This window comes from Allobosea sp. NPDC055353, from assembly GCF_053644975.1.
In genome coordinates this window covers 237,823-260,305 of record NZ_JBSHMC010000001.1, presented here as the reverse complement: position 1 = coordinate 260,305, position 22,483 = coordinate 237,823, and the positions used below count along the sequence as shown (strand labels likewise).

At 66.0% G+C, this 22,483-nt stretch carries 21 protein-coding genes; 7 read left to right on the top strand and 14 right to left on the bottom strand.

Going from position 1 to position 22,483, the window contains the following annotated elements:
- Positions 1–54: 54 nt before the first annotated feature.
- On the bottom strand, positions 55–963 hold the full coding sequence (locus ACWIEX_RS01150) for a LysR family transcriptional regulator (RefSeq protein ID WP_454031325.1): 909 nt from the start codon (positions 961–963) through the stop codon (positions 55–57).
- Positions 960–1,835 (bottom strand): LysR family transcriptional regulator, encoded by an 876-nt coding sequence (locus ACWIEX_RS01145; protein ID WP_454031324.1) that lies wholly within the window; start codon positions 1,833–1,835, stop codon positions 960–962. Before ACWIEX_RS01145 ends, ACWIEX_RS01150 begins: the two co-directional genes overlap by 4 nt.
- A 115-nt stretch (positions 1,836–1,950) precedes the next feature.
- On the opposite strand from ACWIEX_RS01145, the gene ACWIEX_RS01140 reads away from it, so the two are divergent.
- From ACWIEX_RS01140 to ACWIEX_RS01125, 4 genes are all read left to right on the top strand, one after another.
- Positions 1,951–3,477 carry an ABC transporter substrate-binding protein gene (locus tag ACWIEX_RS01140; RefSeq protein WP_454031323.1) on the top strand — a complete coding sequence of 509 codons (1,527 nt, stop codon included), beginning with the start codon at positions 1,951–1,953 and terminating at the stop codon, positions 3,475–3,477.
- Between the two features lie 61 nt (positions 3,478–3,538).
- Positions 3,539–4,474: an ABC transporter permease gene (locus ACWIEX_RS01135; RefSeq protein ID WP_454031322.1), complete on the top strand. Its 936-nt coding sequence runs from the start codon at positions 3,539–3,541 to the stop codon at positions 4,472–4,474.
- A gap of 4 nt (positions 4,475–4,478) precedes the next feature.
- Complete coding sequence (locus ACWIEX_RS01130) at positions 4,479–5,291, top strand: ABC transporter permease (protein WP_454031321.1); 813 nt, start codon at positions 4,479–4,481, stop codon at positions 5,289–5,291.
- A gap of 35 nt (positions 5,292–5,326) precedes the next feature.
- Entirely contained in the window at positions 5,327–6,247 is a 921-nt protein-coding gene (locus ACWIEX_RS01125; RefSeq protein WP_454031320.1) for a serine hydrolase, read from the top strand.
- Positions 6,248–6,283: 36 nt separating this feature from the next.
- Here the strand turns inward: ACWIEX_RS01125 and ACWIEX_RS01120 are convergent, their stop codons facing one another.
- From ACWIEX_RS01120 to ACWIEX_RS01090, 7 genes are read right to left on the bottom strand one after another with little or no spacing between them, the layout of a single operon-like run.
- On the bottom strand, positions 6,284–7,999 hold the full coding sequence (locus tag ACWIEX_RS01120; protein ID WP_454031319.1) for a GMC family oxidoreductase: 1,716 nt from the start codon (positions 7,997–7,999) through the stop codon (positions 6,284–6,286).
- 30 nt (positions 8,000–8,029) lie between these two features.
- Complete coding sequence (locus tag ACWIEX_RS01115) at positions 8,030–8,461, bottom strand: GlcG/HbpS family heme-binding protein (protein ID WP_454031318.1); 432 nt, start codon at positions 8,459–8,461, stop codon at positions 8,030–8,032.
- Positions 8,462–8,464: 3 nt separating this feature from the next.
- Complete coding sequence (locus ACWIEX_RS01110) at positions 8,465–9,373, bottom strand: carbohydrate ABC transporter permease (protein ID WP_454031317.1); 909 nt, start codon at positions 9,371–9,373, stop codon at positions 8,465–8,467.
- The gene (locus ACWIEX_RS01105; protein ID WP_454031316.1) at positions 9,373–10,236 is read right to left on the bottom strand and encodes a carbohydrate ABC transporter permease; all 864 of its coding nucleotides are present in this window, start codon (positions 10,234–10,236) and stop codon (positions 9,373–9,375) included. Before ACWIEX_RS01105 ends, ACWIEX_RS01110 begins: the two co-directional genes overlap by 1 nt.
- Before the next feature lie 53 nt (positions 10,237–10,289).
- Positions 10,290–11,606, bottom strand: a complete 1,317-nt coding sequence (locus tag ACWIEX_RS01100) for an ABC transporter substrate-binding protein (RefSeq protein WP_454031315.1) — start codon at positions 11,604–11,606, stop codon at positions 10,290–10,292.
- 26 nt (positions 11,607–11,632) lie between these two features.
- A complete protein-coding gene (locus ACWIEX_RS01095) occupies positions 11,633–12,379 on the bottom strand; it encodes a GntR family transcriptional regulator (protein WP_454031314.1) in 747 nt (248 codons plus the stop codon).
- A complete protein-coding gene (locus tag ACWIEX_RS01090; protein WP_454031313.1) occupies positions 12,360–13,556 on the bottom strand; it encodes a mandelate racemase/muconate lactonizing enzyme family protein in 1,197 nt (398 codons plus the stop codon). Before ACWIEX_RS01090 ends, ACWIEX_RS01095 begins: the two co-directional genes overlap by 20 nt.
- A 326-nt stretch (positions 13,557–13,882) precedes the next feature.
- Between ACWIEX_RS01090 and ACWIEX_RS01085 the strand changes: the two genes are divergently transcribed.
- Complete coding sequence (locus tag ACWIEX_RS01085) at positions 13,883–15,490, top strand: FMN-binding glutamate synthase family protein (protein ID WP_454031312.1); 1,608 nt, start codon at positions 13,883–13,885, stop codon at positions 15,488–15,490.
- Between the two features lie 47 nt (positions 15,491–15,537).
- Here ACWIEX_RS01085 and ACWIEX_RS01080 read toward each other — a convergent pair whose 3' ends face one another.
- From ACWIEX_RS01080 to ACWIEX_RS01065, 4 genes are read right to left on the bottom strand one after another with little or no spacing between them, the layout of a single operon-like run.
- Positions 15,538–16,221 carry an HD domain-containing protein gene (locus ACWIEX_RS01080; protein ID WP_454031311.1) on the bottom strand — a complete coding sequence of 228 codons (684 nt, stop codon included), beginning with the start codon at positions 16,219–16,221 and terminating at the stop codon, positions 15,538–15,540.
- Positions 16,222–16,259: 38 nt separating this feature from the next.
- The gene (locus ACWIEX_RS01075; RefSeq protein WP_454031310.1) at positions 16,260–17,549 is read right to left on the bottom strand and encodes a TRAP transporter large permease; all 1,290 of its coding nucleotides are present in this window, start codon (positions 17,547–17,549) and stop codon (positions 16,260–16,262) included.
- 5 nt (positions 17,550–17,554) lie between these two features.
- Complete coding sequence (locus ACWIEX_RS01070) at positions 17,555–18,145, bottom strand: TRAP transporter small permease subunit (protein WP_454031309.1); 591 nt, start codon at positions 18,143–18,145, stop codon at positions 17,555–17,557.
- A gap of 27 nt (positions 18,146–18,172) precedes the next feature.
- The gene (locus tag ACWIEX_RS01065) at positions 18,173–19,234 is read right to left on the bottom strand and encodes a TRAP transporter substrate-binding protein (RefSeq protein WP_454031308.1); all 1,062 of its coding nucleotides are present in this window, start codon (positions 19,232–19,234) and stop codon (positions 18,173–18,175) included.
- A gap of 110 nt (positions 19,235–19,344) precedes the next feature.
- Here ACWIEX_RS01065 and ACWIEX_RS01060 point away from each other — a divergent pair, with 110 nt between their 5' ends.
- Positions 19,345–20,274, top strand: a complete 930-nt coding sequence (locus ACWIEX_RS01060) for a LysR family transcriptional regulator (protein WP_454031307.1) — start codon at positions 19,345–19,347, stop codon at positions 20,272–20,274.
- Positions 20,275–20,289: 15 nt separating this feature from the next.
- On the opposite strand, the gene ACWIEX_RS01055 is transcribed toward ACWIEX_RS01060, so the two are convergent.
- Positions 20,290–21,198 carry a LysR family transcriptional regulator gene (locus tag ACWIEX_RS01055; protein ID WP_454031306.1) on the bottom strand — a complete coding sequence of 303 codons (909 nt, stop codon included), beginning with the start codon at positions 21,196–21,198 and terminating at the stop codon, positions 20,290–20,292.
- Positions 21,199–21,314: 116 nt separating this feature from the next.
- On the opposite strand from ACWIEX_RS01055, the gene ACWIEX_RS01050 reads away from it, so the two are divergent.
- The gene (locus tag ACWIEX_RS01050) at positions 21,315–22,466 is read left to right on the top strand and encodes a mandelate racemase/muconate lactonizing enzyme family protein (protein ID WP_454031305.1); all 1,152 of its coding nucleotides are present in this window, start codon (positions 21,315–21,317) and stop codon (positions 22,464–22,466) included.
- Positions 22,467–22,483: the final 17 nt, after the last annotated feature.

Below are 22,483 nucleotides of genomic sequence, written 5' to 3'. Positions count from 1 at the left end.
CCTTCTGCGCAACTGAAAGAACGTCGATCGCACGGGAGGATCGGCCGGGCGCCCCTAAGGCGCCGCATCCGGAACGGGCCCACTGCCTTGCCCCTCGACCAGGATCTCGACGAAACGCGCTGCGAGACGGGCCAAGGGGCGGCTCCGCACCGTCATCAGGCAGATGGTGATCGGCAGTTCCGGCGTCACATCCAGCCGGACCAGCCCCTCGAAGCGCTGGGCCTGGGTCAGCAGGCTGTCGATGAGGATGACATCGCCCTGGCGCGCCAGCAGATGGGCGGCGGAAATGCTGTAAGGCACCGTCATGAACGGCGCGTAGTCGAGACCAGCCTGTTCATGGGCGCGCGCGATTAGCCAGCCCAGCGGCGATTTCTCGCGATCGAAGCAGATCAGCCGCCGGTCCCTGAGCTCGGGCAGGCTGACCTGGCCGCGACGCGCCAGCGGATCGTCCTCGCGAACGAGGGCGATGATCGAGGCCCGGGCAAACGGCGTCAGGGCGATGTCGTCGGTGACGCGGGGCGAGAACATCACGCCGAGATCGGCAGCGCCCTTCGACAGCTCCGTCGGCGCATCGCCCATAATCAATTCGATGCGGGCCTGGGGATATTCCGTCACCAGTCGCCTGATCGCCTGCGCGATCAGCCCCTGGCCGATGCTGGGCGTCGAAGCGATCCGCAGCGGCAAAGCGCGCCCGGACCGTAGATCGCCGACGGCTTCGCGCAAGATGTGCCATTCGTCCTCGACATGACCCAGCGCCGACATCAGGCTGCGGGCCTGAGGACGCAAGACGAGGCGACCATCGCTGCGATCGAAGACCGGGATGCCGAGCGTCGCCTCGCTGCGGGCAATGATCTTGCTGACCGCCGATTGCGTCAGATGGAGCTGGCGCGCGGCCTCGACAGTGGTGCCGCAACGCTCGACCGCGCGCAGCACTGTCGCGTGAGACGGCGTCAATGCCTTCATGCGCCGCCTCCCACGAGATGCTCGAGCAGGACATGCGCAGCAGGGTCGAGCGGTGCGCCATCGCGATGATGCGCAAAGGCGGTGACCAGGGGGCTGTCGTCGAGCGGGCGGACCGCAAGCCCCTGCGTCAGGCCGCTGCTGATGACGAAGCCGTCGACGACGGCGATGCCGACGCCCTCGCGTGCCAGGTGGCAGGCGCTGTCGGTATGGCGGACGGTGATCGCGATCCGGTCCGACAGGCCGATCCGGCCCAGCGCGTCCTGAAAGCTGTCGGCCAGGCTGATGCCATCGGGCCCGTAGCTGATCAGGCGCTCACCTTCGAGATTGTCGCGCGACAGCCTGTCATGGGATGCGAGCGGATGCGCCTCGTCGAGCACGCAGACCAGCGGGCTGCTGCGCAGCACGATATCCCGCAATCCTTCGGTCGCCATCGGGCCGTAGGAAATCGCGAGATCGACTTCATTGGCGCTGAGGTGGTCGCGAACATGGTCGAACATCACCTCGACGGCGGCGCGATCGGCCAGGTCGCTGCGCGCGCCGGCGATGGCGGGCGGCAGGATGCTGTGCGCCAATCCCGGCACTGTCGCGATCCGCAGGCGGTCGGCCATGCCGACGCGGACCATGTCGGCTTCGTGGTGCGCCCGGCGCAGAGCCCCGAAGGCCGGGCGTGCGAGCCGGTTCAGCTCCAGCGCCTCGGGGGTTGGCGTCAGCCGGCCCTGGACGATCGCAACGAGACTGAGATCGAGTTCCCTTTCGGCAAGACGCAAGGCCTTGATCACGGCCGACTGGCTGACACCGAGGGCCTGCGCCGCTTCACCGGTGCCGCCAAGCCGAACGAAGGCATCGATCACCTGCAGCGCGCCGAGCCTCATCCAGGCTATTCCGTTTGGTTGATAAACTTGCCGAATGTTTCATTTGCGAGACTAGGCGCGCCCGTGGGAGGTTGCAAGCTGCCGCCGGCAGAGCGGCCAAGATCAGGGGATCTCCATGACCACGTTCCGCTCCATGGTGTCGGCTGCCGCGCTCGCGCTTTCCATTCTCGGCCCGGCTCTGACCATCGCGCCCTCCAGCGCCTTCGCGCAGGGCGTTCTCAAGCTCGCGCAGACGCAGGACCTCGTCTCGCTCGACCCGATCGCGACCAGCGACAACCCGTCGATCTATGCGCAATTGCTGATCTACGACACCTTGCTGCGCCCGAGCACGGATGCCAGCAAGCTGGAGCCAGGCCTCGCCGAAAGCTGGACGGTCAGCGATGACGGCCTGACCTACAGCTTCAAGCTCAGGGCAGCGAAGTTCTCGGACGGCACGCCCGTCACCGCCGCCGACGTCGCCTTCTCGCTCAAGCGCGCCGGCAGCGACGCGTCGAGCTGGAAGCGCTTCTTCTCCGGCATCGACGCCATCGAGACGCCCGACGAGCGCACCGTCGTGCTCAAGCTGAAGACCGTGTTCACGCCGTTGCTGAACAACCTCGCCCTGTTCTCCTCGGCGATCCTGCCGCAGAAGGCCTTCGAGGCCGCGCCCGACAAGTTCTTCGAGAAGCCGATCGGCTCCGGCCCCTTCACCGTCACGGCCTGGAACAAGGGGCAGGCGCTCTCGCTGAAGAAGAATGCGCATTACTGGCAGGCCGGCAAGCCGAGCCTCGACGGCGCCGAGATCATGGTCCTGCCCGAGGGCAACAGCCGCGTGCTGAAACTGCAGGCCGGCGAGATCGACGCCGCCCTCGAGATCCCGCTGAACCAGATGCAGAGCCTCGGCCGCGCCGGCACGATCAAGACCGCGGTCGCCAATGTGCTGCGCACCGATTTCGTGCTGCTGAACACCAAGAAGAAGCCCTTCGACGATGTCCGCGTCCGCCAGGCGCTGAACTACGCCATCGACAAGGAAGGGCTGGTCAAGGCGCTCCTCTACGGCGCCGGCAAGGTCGCGAACTCGCCGATGCCGCTGATGGCCTATGCCGACCCCGACCTCAAGCCCTATGCGCATGACGTCGCCAAGGCCAAGGCCCTGCTCAAGGAAGCCGGCTATGGCGACGGCTTCAAGACCTCGCTCCTGGTGCATTCGGGCCGGCCGCTGCATCGCCAGCTCGGCCAGGCGCTGCAGAGCGCGCTGGCGCAGATCGGCGTCACCGCCGAGATCCGCCTCGTCGAGGGCGGCACGCATTGGTCGACCACCAAGGCCGGCGACTACGAGATGGCCGTCTCATACGCCTCCAGCGACACGATCGACCCCGACCAGATGGCCGGCTTCCTGATCGTCAATCCGGAGCGCGCCAACGCCTACCACACCGAGTGGAAGAACGAGCGCGTCAACGAGCTCTATGCGAAGGAGCGCGCCACCAAGGATGGCCCCGAGCGCGGCGCGATGTTCAGGGAGATGGTCAAGCTCTCGCATGAGGGCGCGCCATCGATCTTCCTGTTCTATCCCGGCACGCCTTATGCCTATCGCAGCAATGTCAGCGGGTTCGAAGTCCTGCCGACCGGCAATTTCCGCCTCGAAGACGTCAAGATGAAGTGAGGACGGGGCATAAAGTGAGGACGGGGCGGCCTCCGGCCGCCCTGCCCCCAGGCCCGCTGCCATGCTGACCTATATTCTCAAGCGGTTCGTCCAGCTCGTCCCGGTGCTGTTCGGCATCACGCTGGCCTGCTTCTTCCTGCTCAGGGCGTTGCCGGGCGATCCGGCGACGCTGCTGCTGGGCGCGCGCGGCGGGGCAGAGGAAATCGCCGCGATGAAGCTGCGGCTCGGGCTCGACCTGCCGCTGTGGCGGCAGTACCTGCTCTTCCTCGGCGACATCCTGTCCGGCAGCCTCGGCCGCTCGGTCGTCTACGGCCAGCCGGTGATCTCGCTGGTGCTGGAGCGCCTGCCGGCGACACTCTGGCTCGTCGCCTACTCGACCGTGATCGCGGTCGTGCTGACGATCCCGCTGGCGCTGTGGTCGGCCGTGAAGCGCGACCGGGCGCCGGACGTTCTGGTCAAGCTCGTCTTCACGGTGCTGCTCGCGATCCCCTCCTTCTGGCTCGGACTCGTGCTGGTCGTCATCCTCGCCATCTGGGTGCCGTTGTTTCCGACCTCGGGCTATGGCACCGGCCTGTTCTCGCGCCTGCATCACCTGACGCTGCCGGCTTTCGTGATCGCTCTGGCGACGGCCTCGCTGACGATCCGCAGCCTGCGCAGCGGCATCCTCAACGTGCTCGGCTCGGACTATGTCACCACCGCCCGCGCCAAGGGCAACGCGACCGGGCGCACCATGCGCGTCCATGTGCTGCCGAACGCGCTGATCAGCTCGATCTCGGTGCTCGGTGCCCATACCAGCTGGGTGATCGGCGGGACGGTGGTGATCGAGACCGTCTTCGCGTTGCCCGGCCTCGGCTCGCTCTTCGTCGAGTCGATCTTCGCCCGCGACTATCCGATGATCCAGGGGCTGACGATCGTCTTCGCCGTGCTGGTGGTCCTGATCAATCTCGCGACGGACATCGCCTATGCGCTGGCCGATCCGCGCATCAGGCTGGATTGAAGCGATGAGCAAACGCCGCCTCGACCCGACGCTCCTCGTCGGCCTCGTCATGCTCCTGCTGCTCGCCCTGCTCGTCGGACTGGGCCAAGTCTGGACGCCGCACGACCCCTTCCTGGTCGATTACGGCAACACGCTGCTGCCGCCTTCCGCCAAGCACTGGTTCGGCACCGACGATCTCGGCCGCGACGTCGCCTCGCGGGTCATGGCCGGCGGACTGGTCGACCTGCGGGTCGCGCTGGTCTGCGTCATGGCGCCGGCGCTCCTCGGCATCGCGATCGGCGCACTCGCAGGCTTCGTCGGCGGGCGGGTCGATACCGTGATCATGCGCATCACCGACATCTTCTGGGCCTTTCCCTTCCATGTGCTGGTGATCGCCATCGTCGGCGTGCTCGGGCCCGGCGAGGCCAATCTCTATCTCGCCTTCCTGCTGGTGAACTGGATCTCGTTTGCCCGCATCACCCGCGGCGAGGTGCTGGTGCTGCGCGAGCTCGAATATGTGCAGGCGGCGCGCAGCTTCGGCTCGAGCGATACCCGCATCATCGCCGCGCATATCCTGCCCAACGCGGTGACGCCGTCGATCGTCTACGCCATGGCCGATGTCGTGCTGACGATCCTGGCCGTGACCTCTCTCTCCTTCCTAGGCCTCGGCATCCAGCCGCCGACGCCGGAATGGGGGCTGATGATCGCCGACGGGCGCCAGTTCATGTTCGACGCCTGGTGGATCGCGACCGCTCCCGGCCTCGCCATCATCTACACCGGCGTGACCTTCGCCCTGATCGGCGAGGGACTCGACACGGCCTTGCGCCCCAAGGGCTGACCCATCTCCCCGATGACCTGCTTCGCGAGACGACCATGAGCTTCTTCACCGACAGTTCCGACCTCAAGCGGATCGGCGCCCTGATCGAGGCCCATGCCGCCCCGATCTATGCCGCGCACAACGTCCCCTTCGCGCAGTTCGCCTATGTCCTGACCCAGCCCGGCCAGGAAGGCGGCAAGCCCATCGGCGCCGCGCTGCGACAGGACTGGCGCGCCTATCCCTGCTCGCTGGTGAAGGTGTTCCACCTCATCGCCGCGCAATTGCGGCTGGAGGACGGGCAGCTTTCCGCCCATGGCGAGCTCGACCGGGCCATGCGCGACATGATCCTGTGGTCATCGAACTCAGCGACGAACTACATCATCGACCTGCTGACGGGTACGACCGGGGATACCCTGCTGAGCGACGAGGAGATGAGCGCCTGGTGCGAGCGCCGCGAGGAGATCAACCGGATCTTCGCCGGGCTGGGCTGGCCGGAGTTCGCCGGCATCAATCTCAACCAGAAGCTGATGGACGACCTGCGCTACGGCCGGGAGAAGATCGCGCTCGACCGCTCGGCAGCCGGGCACAACTGCCTGACGCCGATCGCGATGGCGCGATTGATGCACGAGATCTTCAGCGACTCCGCCCTGCTGCCGCCAGCGCGCCTTGCCGTTATCCGCGACCATCTCGCGCGCGATGCCGATCATCCCGAGCGCGGCCGCGGCATCTACCAGCTCCTCGGCTATCTCGGCGATGCGCTGCCGCAGGGCACGCAGATCTGGTCCAAGGCCGGCCGCACGCGCTGGCTCGGCGACGACCGCGCCTCCTTCCGCCGTCATGACACGCTGCGGGCCATCCTGCCTGCGGGACAGGAATTCCGGCTCACCGTCTTCACCCAGGGCGAGACCATCGCCGAGGACGAGAGCTTCTTGCCGGCGATCGGAGCACTGGTGGCGGCCGAACTGTCGCGAGCCTGATGACGCGACAGGATGCGTGGCGCGGTCTCCCGCGGCCTAGCTCGACCGCGCCATGATCAGGTCGGCCATCCGCTCCGCGATCATGATCACGGGGAGGTTGAGGTTCGCGCGCGGCGCGGTCGGCATGATCGATGCGTCGACGACGCTGAGGCCGCCCACGCCATGGACGCGCCCGGTCGCCCCATCGACGACCGCATCGGGATCATCGGCCGCGCCCATCCGGCAGGTGCCGCAGCAGTGCCATTGGCCGAAGGCATGGGCCTTGACATAGGCCTCCAGGATATCCGGCTCGTTGAGCAGCGATTGCAAGCTGATGCCGCTGGAGACGGCGCGCTGGAAGAACAGTTTTCGCAGCGGCGGCAGGGCATCGATCGCGAGCGCGATTGGCGCTGTGATCAGGTAGTTGCGCAGCGTCTGCCGGCCCAGCGACTTGGCAAAGCCGCTATAGCTCGAAGCGCCCGGCATCTCGACGATATCCGCCAGCGGACGGGTGGCGAAGAGCTTCGCGAGCAGGTGCACCGCCGCGCCCATGCGCTGGAGATCGCGATAGTCGGAGAGATAGTTGAAGTCGGCAGTCGCTTCCTGGCGCGGATCCGATGAGACCAGCCGCACCGCGCCGCGCGAATGCGCCTTGTTGATCCAGGAGATGATCGTGCCGATCCGCGGGCCCAGCGGATGCCAGGCCGACTTCGCCGCAACCATCAGGAACATGTCCGAGGGCCCGCAATCCTCGATGCCGGAGCTGTAGCGCATGCCGACATGGATGTGCCGGCGTGTCGAATTGCCCAGCCGCGCGGCCGGCTTGATATAGCCCGAGAGCGAGATGCCGGGATGCTCCTGCAGATTGGCGCCGACGCCGCGTAGGTCGGCTCGAACCTCGACGCCGAGCGAGCGCAGATGCCCTCCCGGCCCGATGCCGGAGCGCATCAGCAGGGCCGGCGAATGCATGGCGCCCGATGAGACAACGACCTCGCGCGCCGCCAACCGCTCCTGCCCGTTCCCCTTCGCGATGTCGACGCCGACGACCTGCCTGCCTTCCATCGCCAGCGACAGGACATGGGTGTCGGTCATGACCGTCAGATTGGGCCGGCGCCGGGTCGCGGCATCGAGATAGGCCATCGCGGTCGAGACGCGGTGCTGCCCGCTGTTGTTCGACAAGGTCATTGCGAAATGGCCGTCCCCGAACGCGCCGTTCTGATCCTTGATATCGGGAAAGCCCTGCGCCTCCATGGCGGCTTCGGCCGCGATGGAAAAGGCCGGCCAGCGTTCTCGCGGGATCCGGTGGATCGGGATCGGCCCCGCCTTGCCGTGCAGCGGCCCCGCATAGTCCAGGTCCGTTTCGGCCTTGATGAAATAGGGCAGCACCGAGCTCCAGTCCCAGCCCGCTGCACCGGCCTGTCCCCATTCGTCGTAATCATCGGGCGTGCCACGATTGGCGATCTGGCCGTTGATGCTGGAGCCGCCGCCGATCAGCATCGGCTGTTCATAGCGCTTGGGCGGCGGCCGGTTCGTCGCGTTGTGCAGATGCGGCTGCGTCTGGACCATCAGGTCCGGCCAATGGTTCTGAGGGTCGAACGCCGCCTTGCCGGGATAGGTGTCCAGGATCGCCGCGCCTTCCTCACCCGGCTTGAGATCGCGCCCGGCCTCGATCAGCAGGACCTTTCGCACGGGATCGGCTGACAGGCGATTGGCCAGGACGCAGCCGGCCGAACCGCCGCCCACGATGATGATGTCCCACATGGTTTGGCTCACGATGCTAGCGTGGACTGAGAGAGGTGCAGATCAGCCAGCGAGGCCGAGTGCCTCGAAGGCGGCAGCACCGGCTTCGGCCACCTGCTGATCCTGGACCGTCGAGCCGGAGCTCACGCCGATCGCGCCGACCACCCGTGTCCCGACGCGCAGCGGTATCCCGCCCGCCAGCGTGGTGAAGCGCCCGCCATGCAGATTCTGGAGGCCGAAGCCGGACTCGCCCGGCAGGGTGCGCGCGGCGATCGCCCTGGTCTCGACCTGCGCGCCCGACGCGCTGAAGGCCTTCGCCAGCGCGATCTCGATCGAGGTGAACTTGGCGCCGTCCATGCGCCGGAACGCGACGAGATGACCGGCGGCGTCGACGATCGCGATATTCTGCGGCACGCCCATCTGCGCGGCTTCTCTCGCCGCGGCTGCGATGACGCGCTCGGCTTCGTCGCAGCCGATATTCAAGACGGTATGCATGTCTCAGCCCTTGACCGAGCCCTTGGTCAGGCCGGACACGATCAGGCGGCTGAGCAGGGCGAATGCGATGAGGATGGGGAGAATGGCGAGCGTCGCGGACGCCGTCAGCGGCCCCCATTCGCGCCCGAAATAGCCGATGAAGTTGTAGATCGCGGGCTGGATCGGCCGCAGCGCCGGGGTGTCGATCATCACCGAGCCTGCGACGAACTCGTTCCAGCAGGCAACGAAGGTCAGCACACCCGCCGCTCCCAATGCCGGGCGCGTCAAAGGGAGCATCACGCGCGTCAAAATCTGGAAATGCGTGGCACCGTCGATGATCGCGGCCTCGTCCAGTTCGCGCGGGATGCTCTCGAGCGAGCCCTTGACGATCCAGATCGCCATCGGGAGCTGATAGGCGGTGTAGATCAGCGGCAGCGTGAACCAGGAATTGGTCAGGCCCAGCCGCGTGAAATAGAGATAGTTCGGAATCAGCAGCGCGGCCGCGCCGAGCGACAGCGGAATGCTCGCGACCACGAGCATGAACAGCGCCCGGCGCAGCGGGAAATCGAAACGGTCGAAGGCATAGGCGGCAGGCAGGGCCAGCGCCAGCACGCTCGCCACGGTGACCACGCTGTAGAACACGCTGACCCGCATGTTGCCGAGAAAGCCGCTCTCGACGACGCGCTGGTAGTTTTCGGCCGTCGGGATGAAATCGAGCAGGACCGGAGGCGTCCTGAACAGGTCCGGTTGCGATTTGAGCGAGGTCAGCACACCCCAGAACAGGGGCAGCAGGTTGAGGCCAGCCAGCACCGTGAACAGGCTGGCGATCACCAGACCCAGCATGCCGGGCAGGACGATGCGGGACCGGCCCGGCACGGCAGCGTGCTGCGCGGCGACCGGCCTGGGATGCGTGGCGGAAGACGCGGTGCTCATCACGCCTTCCACTTCGCGAGGCGGACATAGGCGAGAACGAGGATGATGTTGCCGGCAAACATCGCCAGCGCGAGCGCGGTGGCGGAGCCGAGGTCGAAATTGACGAAGGCGCGCTCGAACACCTCGATCGGCAGGATGCGCGTCGCGTCGCCCGGCCCGCCGCCGGTCAGGACGAGCGGCGTCTCGACGGTGTTGAGATTGGACAGGGTCAGCACGATCGTCACCAGCAGCAGCGGCGTCTTCAGCAATGGCAGGACGATCAGCCAGAAGATCTGCCAGCGGTTGGCGCCGTCGATCTTGGCGGCTTCCTCATAGTCCTCGGGAATGCCCTTGAGCCCGGCGAGCAGGATGATGACGGCATAGCCGAGCCGCTTCCAGACGGAGACGCCGATCAGCAGGGCCATGGCGGTGCCCGGACTGTTGAGAAGCTGCATGTCGGCGATGCCCGCCATCCGGACCAGCGACCCCGCCAGCCCGATATCGCTGACGAAGACCCAGCGAAACAGCAGGGTGGCGACCACCGTCGAGATGATCCAGGGCAGGATGACGATCATCTGGACGACGAAGCCGAGCCGCTGGCCGAGTCGGTTGATCCAGACCGCCAAGGCGAGCGCAATGACCAGCGTCAGCGCGACGGCGGCGCAGGTGAACACTGCGCTGCGCTCGAGCGTGGCCGCAAGCACGGGGTCGTCGAGCAGACGCGCGTAGTTCTCCAACCCGGCGAAGTCCGTCGGCGCGCCGTACTGGATGCGAAACAGGCTGAACCAGAAGCCGTAGAGAACCGGCGAGAACAGCACCAGCATCAGCAGCGCCATCGCAGGCAACACGTAGTTGACGCCGGTGAGGCGCGAATACATCGTCATCAAGAGCGATCCCCGGTCGAAGGCGGAGCCTTTTGGGCTCCGCCCGGGTGACGTCAGCGATTGTTCTGGCGATTGAAGCGGGTTTCCGCCTCTTCGAGGGCCGCCTTGACGGGGACGCCTTCCACGATGATGCGCTGCGTGGCCTTGTTCAGCGCCTGACGGTAGCCGCCGACATTGAACGCGATCGGGGTCAGCCAGCCATATTTGCTCGCGCCCTCGGCGGCGACGCGGATATAGCCGTTGCCGGGCTGGTCGACGAAGGAGGCTACGGCCTTGGCCGTCGAGGCCATCAGGGGCGATTGCCCGCCGACAGTGACCCAGATCTTCTCGGCTTCCGCCCCGAGCATGTAGTCGACGAACTTGCCGGCCTCCGCCTTCTGCGTGCCCTTGGACCAGACGCCGACGGCCCAGCCGGCCATGACGGCGGGGGAATGAGCGGTCTTGCCATTCCCGGGCCAGAGCATCAGGCCAACATTCTCCTTGCCGAGCTTGGCCTGGAGCGTCGAGACGCGCACGCTCGGACCCTGGATCATCGCGACGCGGTCGGAGGAGAACTGCTCGAACAGATCATCCACCGTCCAGGTCGCCGATTGAGCCGGCGAGACGTTGTATTTCTTGATCAGATCCGTCGCGAAGGTCATGGCCGCGACGCCTGCGGGGCTCGCGAAATTGGCCTTGCCGTCGGGCTTGAACAGCTGCTCCCCCTCACCCAGGAGATAGGGGATCATCATGTGCGGGTCGGCCTGCTGCTCGCTGAAGCCCTGGGCGAAGCCATAGCGCGTCACCTGGCCGGCGGCATTCTTCACCGTCAATTTTTCCGCGGCGGTGCGGAGATCGTCCCAGGTCTTGATCGAGGCCGGGTCGATGCCGGCGGCCTTCAGCAGGTCCGCCCGGTAGACGATCGAGATGTAGTTCGGCGAGGCGAACATCGCATATTGCTTGTCGCCCTTCTTGGTCAGGTCCCAATAGGCGCTGGCATGGTCCTTGACCTGCTCGGCCGGCCATTTCCCGATGAACAGTTCGTTGAGATCCGCAAGCGATCCCGAGCCGATCGCGTCGCCGAGGAAATCGGTGACGACCCAGCTGATGTCGGGCGCATTGCCGGCGCGATGGGCGGCCAGGAACTTCGGCGTCATCTGATCCCAGACCTGCGTCTCGACGACGATCTTGGTGCCGGGATTCGCAGCCTCGTAATTCTTGATGATCTGCGCCAGCGCCACCTCGCGCGGCGACGTCCCGGTCGCGCTCAGGAACGTCCACATTCGGATCGTCTTCGTCTGCGCCGAGGCCGGGGCCTGCGGAATCAATGCGCTCGCCAGCACGCAGCCGAAAGCCGCGAGCGTGTTCAAAAGCTGACGTCTCTTCATCATGGGTTCCTCCCCGAGAATATGGCCGATTAGGTTCGGCTCTGTGCGAGTTCTTCGATCAGATTGCGGGCCTTGAGATCAGCCAGCGCATCCTTGAGCGAGCGGCCGAGATGGGCGCGCACCGCCTTGGCGTAGTCATTCGGATTGCGGTCGCGCAGCGCCGCGAGGATCGCCCGGTGCTCGACGGCCTCCGAGGCGTGTCGCCCGCGCCAGGATTCGATGCCGCGCTGGATCCAGGCGTTGAGCACCTGCATCTGGATGCCGCGATAGGTCGAGAGCAGCAGCGCATTGCCGCTCAGCTCCACGATCTGATGGTGGAAGCTCGCGTTCTGCTCGTGCCGATCCTTGTGCGAAATGGCTTGCGGATCGACTTCGAGGCGCCGCTGGACCTCCTCGATCCGGTCGATCGCCGTGCTGTCGAGCGTGCCGTCCTTGAGCCGCTCGATCATCAGCTCGCCCGCCATCAGCTCGATCGCCAGCCGTACCTGCCAGAGGTCCAGGACCTGCTTGGCGTCGGGATCGCGGATGTGATAGCCGCGCCGCTGGATGACCTCGATGAAGCCTTCCGCCGCGAGCCGCATCAGGGCCTCGCGCACCGGCGTCAGACTGACGTTGAAATGTTCGGCGAGCTTCTCGGGATAGAGTCTCGCACCCCGCTCGAAATAGCCGAACACGATCATGTCGAGCAGCGTGCGCCGCAAGGTCTCGGCGAGCGTCTCGCCGGGCTTGCCGACGAGCTCGCCAAGGTCGCCGGGGCTACGCACCAAGATGGACATGGGCCCGCTCCTCTGTCTCCCCCAGGCCGTTTACGGCGTAGCGGGACAAGCGCCCGAGATCCGGCTCGCCGCCGTGACCGGGGGCATCCTGGGCGACGAGCTGACCGCCTTCGGTGATGAGCGGGCGCATCGCCATGTTGTCACGCAGCGGGTTCAGCAGGCGGTTCGCCTCATAGGCATGGACGGCAGGCGCGGCCCGGCAGGTATGCACGGCGGCCGAAACGGCGACGCAGGTGCCGACGCCATGGGGCGCCATGGCGATGCCGGAGCGCGCGCAGAGCGCGCCGATCGCCATCAGCCCGGATACCCCGCCCGCACGCGAGATGTTGGGCTGCAGGAAATCGACCGCATCGGCGGCGACGAGCCTGGCGTGAGCGTCCAGCGTGAAATCGTTCTCACCGGCCGCGATCGGCACGGGCGACGCCTTGCGAACCTGCGCCAGCGCCTGCGGATCATCGGGCGGCACGGGCTCCTCGAACCAGCCAATGTCATAAGGGGTCAGTGCCTTCGCGACCGTGATCGCCGTCGCGACGTCATAGGCACAATTGGCATCGAGATAGAGCGCCGCGCCCGGCCCGATCTCGCCGCGCACGGCGGCGATGTGTTCGATGTCGGTCGCAAGGCCGCGGCCGACCTTGAGCTTGATGGCGGTATAGCCTTGATCGAGATAGACACGCGCCGCGCGCGCCGATTTGTCGGGGTGATCCTGGAAGCCGACCGGGCTGACATAGGTCGCGACCGGTCCCGGCGAGCCGCCGAGCAGCGTTGCCAAAGGCAGCCCGGCGACCCGCGCCTTCAGATCCCACAAGGCGATGTCGACGCCACTCAGGGCCTCGATGGCCGGACCGCGCGTGCTGCCCATCGCCGTGAAATAGCGCTCCAGATCGCCAAGCATCTCCCTGGGATCGGCGATCGTCGCACCGATCAGCGCTGGCGCGATGACACCATTGATGATCGCGGTGGCTGCACCGGCATGGGGCAGGCCGAAAGCCTCGCCATAGCCGATCGCCCCGTCATTGCTTTCCACGACGACGAGCGTCGCGACCTGGCCGGTGCGCGGAATCCGTCGAAAATGGGCGGCCGGGGCCAGCAATTCCGCCGGCACCTTGTCGATCCCGCCGAACACATCCGCGAACCGCGCTTCGAGCTGAATGGCTCTGAGTCGAGAAATCTTCAACACCGGCTCCTCCAATATTATAAATTATAATTTATTTTTTTGGAGCGGAGTCAAGCGGCTTGTGCGGCTCGGCGGTTTATCCGAAAAGGCCGCCGATCTGACGATCGGCGATGCTCATCGGGAGCATCGCCCCCCGAAAGGGAGCGGGCCAAGGGAGCAGGCCCCTCCGAAGCTGTGTTCGGGGTGCAAGTTTGCCCCCTTGAGACGGGAATCGGCATGGGCCCGGGCCCCTGGCCTTTCAGGTCCCGCCGCCCGGTTCAGCCAACTCGTCATGGCGATGCGCCGCGGCTACAACGGTCTGCTGCTGTTCGGACGGGTTCTCGGATATGACATTGCGATTGAGTCGGTTCACGACGCTCACATTATGCCTTCTGGTCGCGCTCTCGACGCTCCCCCTGGCCTTCCGGTATCACTGGCTATGGGTGCCCGGCGTGCTCGCGGCTCTTCTGGCGCTCGTGGGGTTATGGGACCTTGTCCAGACCGGCCACGCGATCCGCCGCAACTATCCGGTGATCGGCCATATCCGCTGGTTCGCGGAACTGATCCGTCCCGAGTTGCGCCAGTATCTTTTCGAGGCTGACGAGGAAGCCGCCCCGTTCTCCCGATCGCAACGCTCGCTGGTCTATCGCCGGGCCAAGGGCATCGCCGGCGACCACCCCTTCGGAACCATGCTCGACGTCTATCGAGAGGGTTATGAATTCATCGGGCACTCGACGCGCCCGGCGCCGGTGGCGGATCCCGACAGCTTCCGCATCACCATCGGCAACGACCAATGCCGACAGCCCTATTCGGCCTCGGTCTTCAACATCTCTGCCATGAGCTTCGGCTCGCTTTCCGCCAACGCGATCCGCGCGCTGAACACCGGGGCGCGTCTGGGGAATTTCAGCCACGACACCGGCGAAGGCAGCATCAGCCCCTACCACCGCGCCGGGGGCGGCGACATCGTTTGGGAGGTTGCGAGCGGCTATTTCGGTTGCCGCGACGAGCAGGGGAATTTCGATCCCGACCGCTTCGCCCGCCAGGCGGCCGACGCCCAGGTGAAGATGATCGAGATCAAGCTGAGCCAGGGAGCCAAGCCCGGCCACGGCGGCATCCTGCCGGCACCGAAGGTTTCCCCGGAGATCGCCGAGACACGAGGCGTTCCGGTTGGGCTCGACTGCATCTCGCCGTCGAACCACAGCGCCTTCTCGACACCGCTCGAAATGATGGATTTCATAGCGCAGTTGCGCGCGCTTTCAGGCGGAAAGCCGGTCGGCTTCAAGCTTTGCCTCGGCCATCCATGGGAGTTCATGGGCATCGTCAAGGCGATGCTGGCAAGCGGCATCGTGCCGGACTTCATCGTTGTCGATGGCGCCGAGGGGGGCACCGGCGCCGCACCGGTGGAGTTCAGCGACCATATCGGCCTGCCGATGCGCGAAGGCCTGCTGTTCGTTCATAACGTCCTCGTCGGCGCGGGGCTGCGCGACAGGGTGAAGATCGGAGTCGCAGGACGCATCGTCAGCGCCTTCGACATCGCCAGCGCGCTGGCGATCGGCGCGGACTGGACGAATGCGGCGCGCGGCTTCATGTTCGCCTTGGGCTGTGTCCAGGCGCTGTCTTGCAATACCAATCGCTGCCCGACAGGCGTCGCGACCCAGGATGCGATCCGTCAGCGGGCGCTTGTCGTTCCGGACAAGGCACAGCGCGTCCACCTGTTCCACGCGAACACCCTCAAGGCTCTGGCGGACATGCTGGCCGCAGCCGGCCTCACCCACCCGTCCGATCTGGGTCCCCACCACCTCGTCCGCCGCGTCAGCGCGACAGAAATTCGCCTGTTCTCCGATCTCCATGTCTTTCTGGAGCCCGGCGAGCTCACCTCCGGAGAGTGCGAGCACGCCTTCTATCGCCGCAACTGGGACGCCGCCCGCGCCGACAGCTTCGACAGGCTCGCGTGAATTCGCCGAAACCCCGCCTTGCCGAGGCGGCGGGGTCCTTTGTGCAATCAAGCCTTGGCAGACCTTGGCTGCCCGCTGACGCCACCGGTCATGCCGTCGAGCCAGGTGTCCGTGGCGGCAAACTGGCGCCCGGCCTCCACGGTCTTCCAGAATGTCACATCGGCCCAATGAACGATCGTATTCTCCAGGCTGCGCTCGAGGAGTTCGCCCTCGGCAGAGTGCGCTGCGGCGATATGAGCGACAGCCTCGGGCAGGTCCATCGCGAAGCAGATGAACACCCCGTATCCGGGATGGCGCACCGATGGAAAGCCGACGGCATATGAGTCGCCCTTCCAGCGCTTGACGTTGTCGGGCTGGAATTCCCAGACCTTGCCGATGTCGTGGCAGAGCGCGCCCGCGATCAGGATATCGCGATCGTAGCGGAAATTGGGGAACAGGCCCGCCATCTCCTCGGCCGTCTTGACCGCGAGGCGGCAAACCGAGCGCATATGGTCGCATTGCGTGCCTGTCAGGAGCGGGTTCGAGTCGTAATTGCCCGACGGCTTCATGTCGCCGATCTGCGTGAAACCATGGGCTTCGAGCGCTGCGACCCAGGCATCGATGACCTTGTCGCGCAGGTCGCGATCCTTGATCCATTCGATCTCCGGCATCTCGGCAACACGGGCGGCACGTTTGGCATCGGTGATCTCGATCGACTTGCCACGCATTGTCACGGTTCGCGGGTAGTTCACAGCATTCTCCGAATTGAAGATCAGGCGTTGGACGAGGGTCACTGCGCGCCGATCAGGCGTGGCAGCCACATGACGATGCCAGGGGCGAGGATGATCAGGACGATCATCAGGAGCAGGCTTCCGATGAAGGGCAGAACGCCGAGAATGACGTCGCTGATGACGCCGCGCCCGCGCACCCCCTGCACGACGTAGAGGTTAACCCCGACCGGCGGCGTGATCATCGCGGTCTCGCACAGCAGCACGACCATGATGCCGAACCAGACCGGGTCGAAGCCGGCCTGCACCACGACGGGGACGATGATCGGGATCGTCACGATCATCATCGGCAGCGGCTCCATGAAGCAGCCGAGAATGAGATAGAAGATGATGATCGCGACCAGCGTGCCCATCGGCCCGAGCCCGAGGCCGGTGATGAAGCCGTTCAGCGCCGCGACGAGGCCGATCGCCGACAGCACGAAGTTCAAGAAGAAAGCCGATGCCACGATCAGCATGATCATGGCGGAGGTCCGCATCGTGCCATCCAGAGCTTCGAGGATCATCCTGACAGACAGCTTGCGGTTGATCGCCGCCAACGCGATCGCCACGACGACGCCCAGCGCAGCCGATTCCGTCGGGGTCGCGAAGCCCGCATAGATGCTGCCGATCACGATCACGAAGATGAACCCGGGAGGAACAAGTCCGCTCAGGCTCTCGAGGCGTTCCTTCCAGGAGGTCTCGATCGCGCGGCCGCGCCATTCCGGCCGGACGAGGCAGCAGATCAGGATCGTCGCCATGAAGATCAGCCCGAGCACGATCCCGGGCACGAAGCCGGCGAGATAGAGCTGCGGCACGGAGGTCTGCGTCAGCCAGCCATAGATGATCAGATTGATCGATGGCGGTATCAGGATGCCGAGCGTGCCACCGGCGGCAATGGTGCCGAGGAAGAGCCTCTCGCCATAGCCGTAGGTCTTGATCACCGGCGTCGCGACGGTTCCGATGGTCGCGGCCGTCGCCACGCTCGAACCCGAGGTCGCCGCAAACACCATCGAGGCACCGATATTGGCGTGCATCAGCCCGCCCGGGAGCCAGGCGAGCCAATGGCTCATCGAGCGATAGAGTCGATCCGCCATGCCCGAGCGCAGCAGGATCTCCCCGAGCAGCACGAAGAGCGGCACGCTGACGAGGATGGCATTGGTCGAGGCCGACCAGATGACCTCGCCCATGGCGAGATAGATCGGCATCGGCGAGAACGCCGCCCCCAGCGACAAGGCCAGAAGCAGAAGCGCCGCGCCGACGGGAATGCTGAGGCCGAGCAGGAGGATGAGGAGGCCGAGCGAGGTCTGGACCATGGCCGTTATCTCTGGATCACGGGCTGGGCGTCGACGGCGTCGAGCGCCTCTTCGATTTCATCGGCGACATCGGGTGTCGTGACCATTGCGGCAGCGGCTGCGCGGTCACCGCGCATGAGGGCGAGCGCGACGAGGGCGAGCTGCTCCACGCAGACGAAGGCGAACCAAACCAGCCCGATGAACCAGAGCCCCTGCGGGATGACCAGCAACGTTCCCAGCGAGGTGTTCTCGCGTGCACTGAGGGTCCATGAGGTAGCGACCGTGTCCCAGGCGAACCAGGCCATGATGAGGGCGACTGCGCCGAGCGCACCGAGCGCGAGGACATCCAGGGCGAATCTGATGAGCGGCGGCGTCCAGTTCCTGATCACGTCGATCCGGACATGCGCGCGGTTCAACAGGGCATAGCTGAAGGCCCAGCTCGCGGAGATCGCGAGCGCATAGCTCGACAGCTCCGTGCCAACGCTGAACGGGATATGGATCACCTTGCGCGCCAGGATCTCCATGGTGATCACCACGGAGGATCCGACGAGCATCAGGCCGCCGATGCGGGCCATCCAGAGCGAGATGGCCGCGACGATCGCGTGAAATGTGTTCATGGCAATGTGCCCCGAAAAGCCCGCGGATTACTGCGCCTTGGCCTCGATGCCCGCGACCTTGCCGACCGTCGCGTTCCACTCGGCGACGCATTCGGCGCCGCAGCGCTTGGCCCAATCGGGCAGGATCCGCTCGCGCAGGATCTTCTGCGCGGCCGCCTTGTCCGGCTCGGAGACGGTGACGAATTTCATCTTGGGACTGGCTTCGATGCCGTCCTTGCAGGGGCCGAGACCGGTGTTGCAGTTCACGCCGTCCTGGATGTCGTTGCCGGCCTGCGCCCACATGCGATCCTCCAATTCGGCGAACTGCTGTTCGAGAAAGGTGCGGGTCTTCGCGTCGAGCTTCGCCCAGCTGCTCAGATTGGCGCCGAAAAACGTCATCGACCAGCCCATGGGCAGCGCATAGAGATGGTCACTCACCTCCCACCAGCGTGCGGTATTGCCGGCTGACGTGCCTGTCACCGCGCATTGCGCGACGCCGCGCTGCATCGCCGGGATGACTTCGGCGAAGGGGACGTTCACCGAAGAGCCGCCGGCGCCCTCGACCATCTGCGACATCGCGCGGTTGAAGGTCCTCACCGCCTTGCCGCGCAGCGAATCCAGCCCCGTGATCTCGCCCTTGCAGTAGAACATCTGAGCCGCCACCGGGCTCATGCTGAGCAGCTTGGTGTGGTATTTCGTCTCGAGTGTCTTGGCGAGCGCGGGGCGGAAGGCGTCGGCAGCCTTGCGCTGCGTGACGATATCGACGGTCACGCCGGGCAGATCGAGGCCGTCGAAGCGGGAATCCTCGCCCGCCATGTAGGACATCGTCGCCTCGGAGATATCAAAGACGCCCTGCCGGAGCAGGCGCAGCACCTCGGGGCCGCGCAGGCCGAGTTCCTCGAGCGATCCGAACGTCGTGGTGATCGCGCCATTCGTCTTTGCCGCGAGCGTCTCGGTGAAGAACGGCTTGTAGACCTTCTGGAACAGGTTCTGCGTCTGGTTTCCGCCGGAGACCTTGAGATTGATCTTCGGGAAATCCTGGGCCTGGGCGCCGAGCGCCGACATTCCAAAGGCTGCCAGAAACGCCAATACACGAACCGGTCGCTGCATCACTCTCTCCCTTGAAAAGGTCGATTATTCGACTTCTGGCAGGCAGCGTAAGCCGCATTGCAATCGCAAATCCAATTGGATTATCTCGTGCGACAACATTGGAATTTTCAATGCGCCCGACGATCGCGGAATTGGAGGCCTTTGTCTGGACCGCGCGTCTCGGCTCGGTGCAGGCGGCCGCGAGGCATCTTTTCCTCGCGCAGCCAACCGTGTCGCTTCGGCTGAAATCCCTGCAGGATGAGCTGGGCGTCAAGGTTTTCGATCGCTCCGGCTCGACGCTTCGCCTGAGTCCGGACGGCGAGCTGCTGTTCGGGCATGCGATCTCGATCATCGAGGAGCTCGGCCGCATGCGCGAGCGCGCAGGATCGACCGGGGCGCTTCACGGCACGGTGAAGGTCGGCATGCCCGAAACCTTCGCGGTCGCCTGCCTGACGCTGATCCTCAAGGACCTCGGATCGCTCTATCCAGGGCTGCGGCTGGAACTCTCGGTGGCCACGAGCTCCCAGCTCGAGGACGAACTCCGCGAGCACAGGCTCGACGTTGCCTTTCTGGTCCACCCCAGCGACGGCGTTGCGATCAGGCTGGTCGAGCTCGGGCGCCAGGAGGCGGCATGGATCGCCGCCAAGAGCCTCGGCCTCGGCCCGATCGTGCGGCCCGCCGATCTGCAGGACTGTCAGATCCTGACGAACCCGCCGCCATCGGCCATGCATCGGCAGATCACCGAGTGGTTCAGCGCAGCAGACGTCAAGCCGCGCCGGCTGGACTTCTGCACGGGCCAGATGGTCATCGCCCATCTGGTTCAGGAGGGCGTGGCCGCCGCCTTCCTGCCCGTAAAGCTGATGGAGTCTGCTCTCGCCGACGGGCAGGTCGTGAAGCTGCGGGCCGTGCCGGACTTCGCGCATGCTGCGCTTTGCGCCGGCCACCGCATCGGCGGAGCGACGGCCGAGATCGAGGCGGTGATCGCAGCGGCACGACGGGTTCTGGGGACGATGCCGTTCCTGCTGCCGCCGGCGCGGAGGGGGCGCGAGTGCGAGGGCTGATATCGGCCCAGCCCGTCAGCGCGGGCCGTCCACCTTGAGATAGTCGATCGCGTCGAGCGCCTTCTGGATCGATTTCAGCATGGCGCTGACCGGAGCGGTCAGACCCCCTTCCGGATAGCTCGCATAGACCCTGCCGTGATTGAGGTCCGGAACCGGGCGCAGCACCGTGACGAGACCGGCCTTGACGTCGGCCTCCATCATCCGGACGGGCAATACGCCGAGGGCCACGCCCGACGAGACGAGATGGCCGATCACGGCGACGCTGTTGCAAAGATCATGGCGCAGCGGTTCGAGGCCGGCGGTCGCGAACCAGTCCTTGATCTGTCGAAACATGGCCGATCTCGGCTGATTGCTGACGATCGGCAAGGGGCAGAGGTCAGCGGGGCGGACTTCCGGACCGAGCCCCCATTTGACCGAGGCGACCCAGGCCGTGTCCTGCACGCCGAGCGGAACCAGCCTCATGCCGGGGCGCCCGATCGGGTTGACCAGGACTGCGAGGTCCAGCCTGCGATCGTTGAGCTCGCGCTCCAGCTCGTAGCTGATCGAGACGACGTATTCCGCCTTCAGCAGCGGATAATCCGTCCGCACCGTTTCCAGCAGGCTCGGCAGGCAGGTCATCGCGAAGCCTTCGGCAAAGCCGACGCGGATACTGCCGGTCACGATCGCGGGATCGGTCTGCAGCATGATCCGGTCGGCTTCCTCCAGCAGGGCAGCGGCGCGCGGCAGCAGCGCGAGGCCGTCCGCTGTCGGCGCAAGCCCCCGGCCCTTGCGCTGGAACAGCCGGACATCGAGCGCCTGCTCGAGGTCGCGCAGGCGCAGTGAGATGGTGGGCTGCGACATGTGGAGATGGCCTGCAGCCTTGCTCAGCGAGCCGAGGCGAACCGTCCAGAAGAAGGCTTCGAGCTGCGCGATGGTGAATCTCATGCCTGGCGCATTCTCATATTGAGATTCCTGATTGATACCCCTGCAGATAAACCAATTGGATTGGCGATGGCAAAGCTGATTAACGGTTGTGTCCCAGCCGCAACCGACCCGCCTTCATGCTGTCCGCACCTCCCAAGATACGCCGCATCGACGGATTCGAGCTCACTGCGAAGCTGAGCGAGACCGTCGGCAATTCGCGGCAGATGTTCGATCGCCGCGCCGCCCTGCTCCTGCGGGTCACCAGCGATACCGGCGCGGTCGGCTGGGGCGAGACCTGGGCCTATCCCGGCGCGGCTGCCGCGCTCGTCCGCGAGCATTTCGCCCCTGCCCTGCTCGGCCGCGACGCGACGACGCCGCGCGCCGGCTGGCAGGCGATGGCGGCCAGGCTCGGCTATGACCGGCGCGGCATCTCGACGATGGCGCTCGGCGGGCTCGACGTCGCCTTGTGGGACCTCGCCGGACAGATCGCCGGGCTACCGGTCCATGCCTTGCTCGGCGGCAAGCTGCGGGACCGGATCCCGGCCTATGTCAGCGGCCCCTTCATGAAGCCGGGCAGCGATCCCTATCGCGACTTCGAGACCGATATCGCCGGCTATCTCGACGCCGGCTTCCGGGCGATCAAGCTCAGGATGGGCAGCGATCCGGCGCGTGACGGCGCAACCGCCCACAAGGTCCGCGCCCAGATCGGCGACGCCATGCCGCTGATGGTCGATCTGAACGAGGGCTTCACCGTCGAGGGTGCGCTCGCGATCGCCCGGCGGCTCGCGGACGTCGATCCGGTCTGGCTCGAGGAGCCGATCGCACATGACGACCTGCCGGGTTATCGCCGGTTCACCGCCAAGGCGCCGATGCCTCTGGCGGGCGGCGAGGCGCTCTTCGGCCTGCGCGCCTTCCGGGATTATCTCACCGCTGGCGTGTTCGACTTCATCCAGCCCGATCTCGGGCTGTGCGGCGGGCTCTCCGAGGGGATGCGGATCTCAGCGCTGTGCGAGGCGTTCGAAACCGCCCTGGTGCCCCATGTCTGGGGCTCCGTCGTGAATTTCCAGGCCTCGCTGCATTTTGCGGCCTGCCTGCCCGAGCGGCGCGGCCGCCTGCGCTGGCCGCTGTTCGAATACGACCCTTCCGAAAACCCGCTGCGCACCGCCTTCGCCAGCCATCCGCTCGACGCCGACGGGGCGGTTGCGGTTCCGGACGCCCCGGGCCTGGGTCTCGACCTGACGCCCGAGCGGCTCGCGCCGTTCATCACGAACCATTGGACGATTGAATAATCGGCTCGTCGGATTCA

Excerpts from the sequence above, each read along its gene's own strand:
- ACWIEX_RS01105 (WP_454031316.1), bottom strand. The coding sequence starts at position 10,236 with ATGACGATGTATTCGCGCCTCACCGGCGTCAACTACGTGTTGCCTGCG.
- ACWIEX_RS01070 (WP_454031309.1), bottom strand. The coding sequence starts at position 18,145 with ATGAACACATTTCACGCGATCGTCGCGGCCATCTCGCTCTGGATGGCC.
- ACWIEX_RS01065 (WP_454031308.1), bottom strand. The coding sequence starts at position 19,234 with ATGCAGCGACCGGTTCGTGTATTGGCGTTTCTGGCAGCCTTTGGAATG.
- ACWIEX_RS01150 (WP_454031325.1), bottom strand. The coding sequence starts at position 963 with ATGAAGGCATTGACGCCGTCTCACGCGACAGTGCTGCGCGCGGTCGAG.
- ACWIEX_RS01085 (WP_454031312.1), top strand. The coding sequence starts at position 13,883 with ATGACATTGCGATTGAGTCGGTTCACGACGCTCACATTATGCCTTCTG.
- ACWIEX_RS01135 (WP_454031322.1), top strand. The coding sequence starts at position 3,539 with ATGCTGACCTATATTCTCAAGCGGTTCGTCCAGCTCGTCCCGGTGCTG.
- ACWIEX_RS01140 (WP_454031323.1), top strand. The coding sequence starts at position 1,951 with ATGACCACGTTCCGCTCCATGGTGTCGGCTGCCGCGCTCGCGCTTTCC.
- ACWIEX_RS01055 (WP_454031306.1), bottom strand. The coding sequence starts at position 21,198 with ATGAGATTCACCATCGCGCAGCTCGAAGCCTTCTTCTGGACGGTTCGC.
- ACWIEX_RS01075 (WP_454031310.1), bottom strand. The coding sequence starts at position 17,549 with ATGGTCCAGACCTCGCTCGGCCTCCTCATCCTCCTGCTCGGCCTCAGC.
- ACWIEX_RS01145 (WP_454031324.1), bottom strand. The coding sequence starts at position 1,835 with ATGAGGCTCGGCGCGCTGCAGGTGATCGATGCCTTCGTTCGGCTTGGC.
- ACWIEX_RS01130 (WP_454031321.1), top strand. The coding sequence starts at position 4,479 with ATGAGCAAACGCCGCCTCGACCCGACGCTCCTCGTCGGCCTCGTCATG.
- ACWIEX_RS01100 (WP_454031315.1), bottom strand. The coding sequence starts at position 11,606 with ATGATGAAGAGACGTCAGCTTTTGAACACGCTCGCGGCTTTCGGCTGC.
- ACWIEX_RS01050 (WP_454031305.1), top strand. The coding sequence starts at position 21,315 with ATGCTGTCCGCACCTCCCAAGATACGCCGCATCGACGGATTCGAGCTC.
- ACWIEX_RS01110 (WP_454031317.1), bottom strand. The coding sequence starts at position 9,373 with ATGAGCACCGCGTCTTCCGCCACGCATCCCAGGCCGGTCGCCGCGCAG.
- ACWIEX_RS01060 (WP_454031307.1), top strand. The coding sequence starts at position 19,345 with ATGCGCCCGACGATCGCGGAATTGGAGGCCTTTGTCTGGACCGCGCGT.
- ACWIEX_RS01095 (WP_454031314.1), bottom strand. The coding sequence starts at position 12,379 with ATGTCCATCTTGGTGCGTAGCCCCGGCGACCTTGGCGAGCTCGTCGGC.
- ACWIEX_RS01125 (WP_454031320.1), top strand. The coding sequence starts at position 5,327 with ATGAGCTTCTTCACCGACAGTTCCGACCTCAAGCGGATCGGCGCCCTG.
- ACWIEX_RS01115 (WP_454031318.1), bottom strand. The coding sequence starts at position 8,461 with ATGCATACCGTCTTGAATATCGGCTGCGACGAAGCCGAGCGCGTCATC.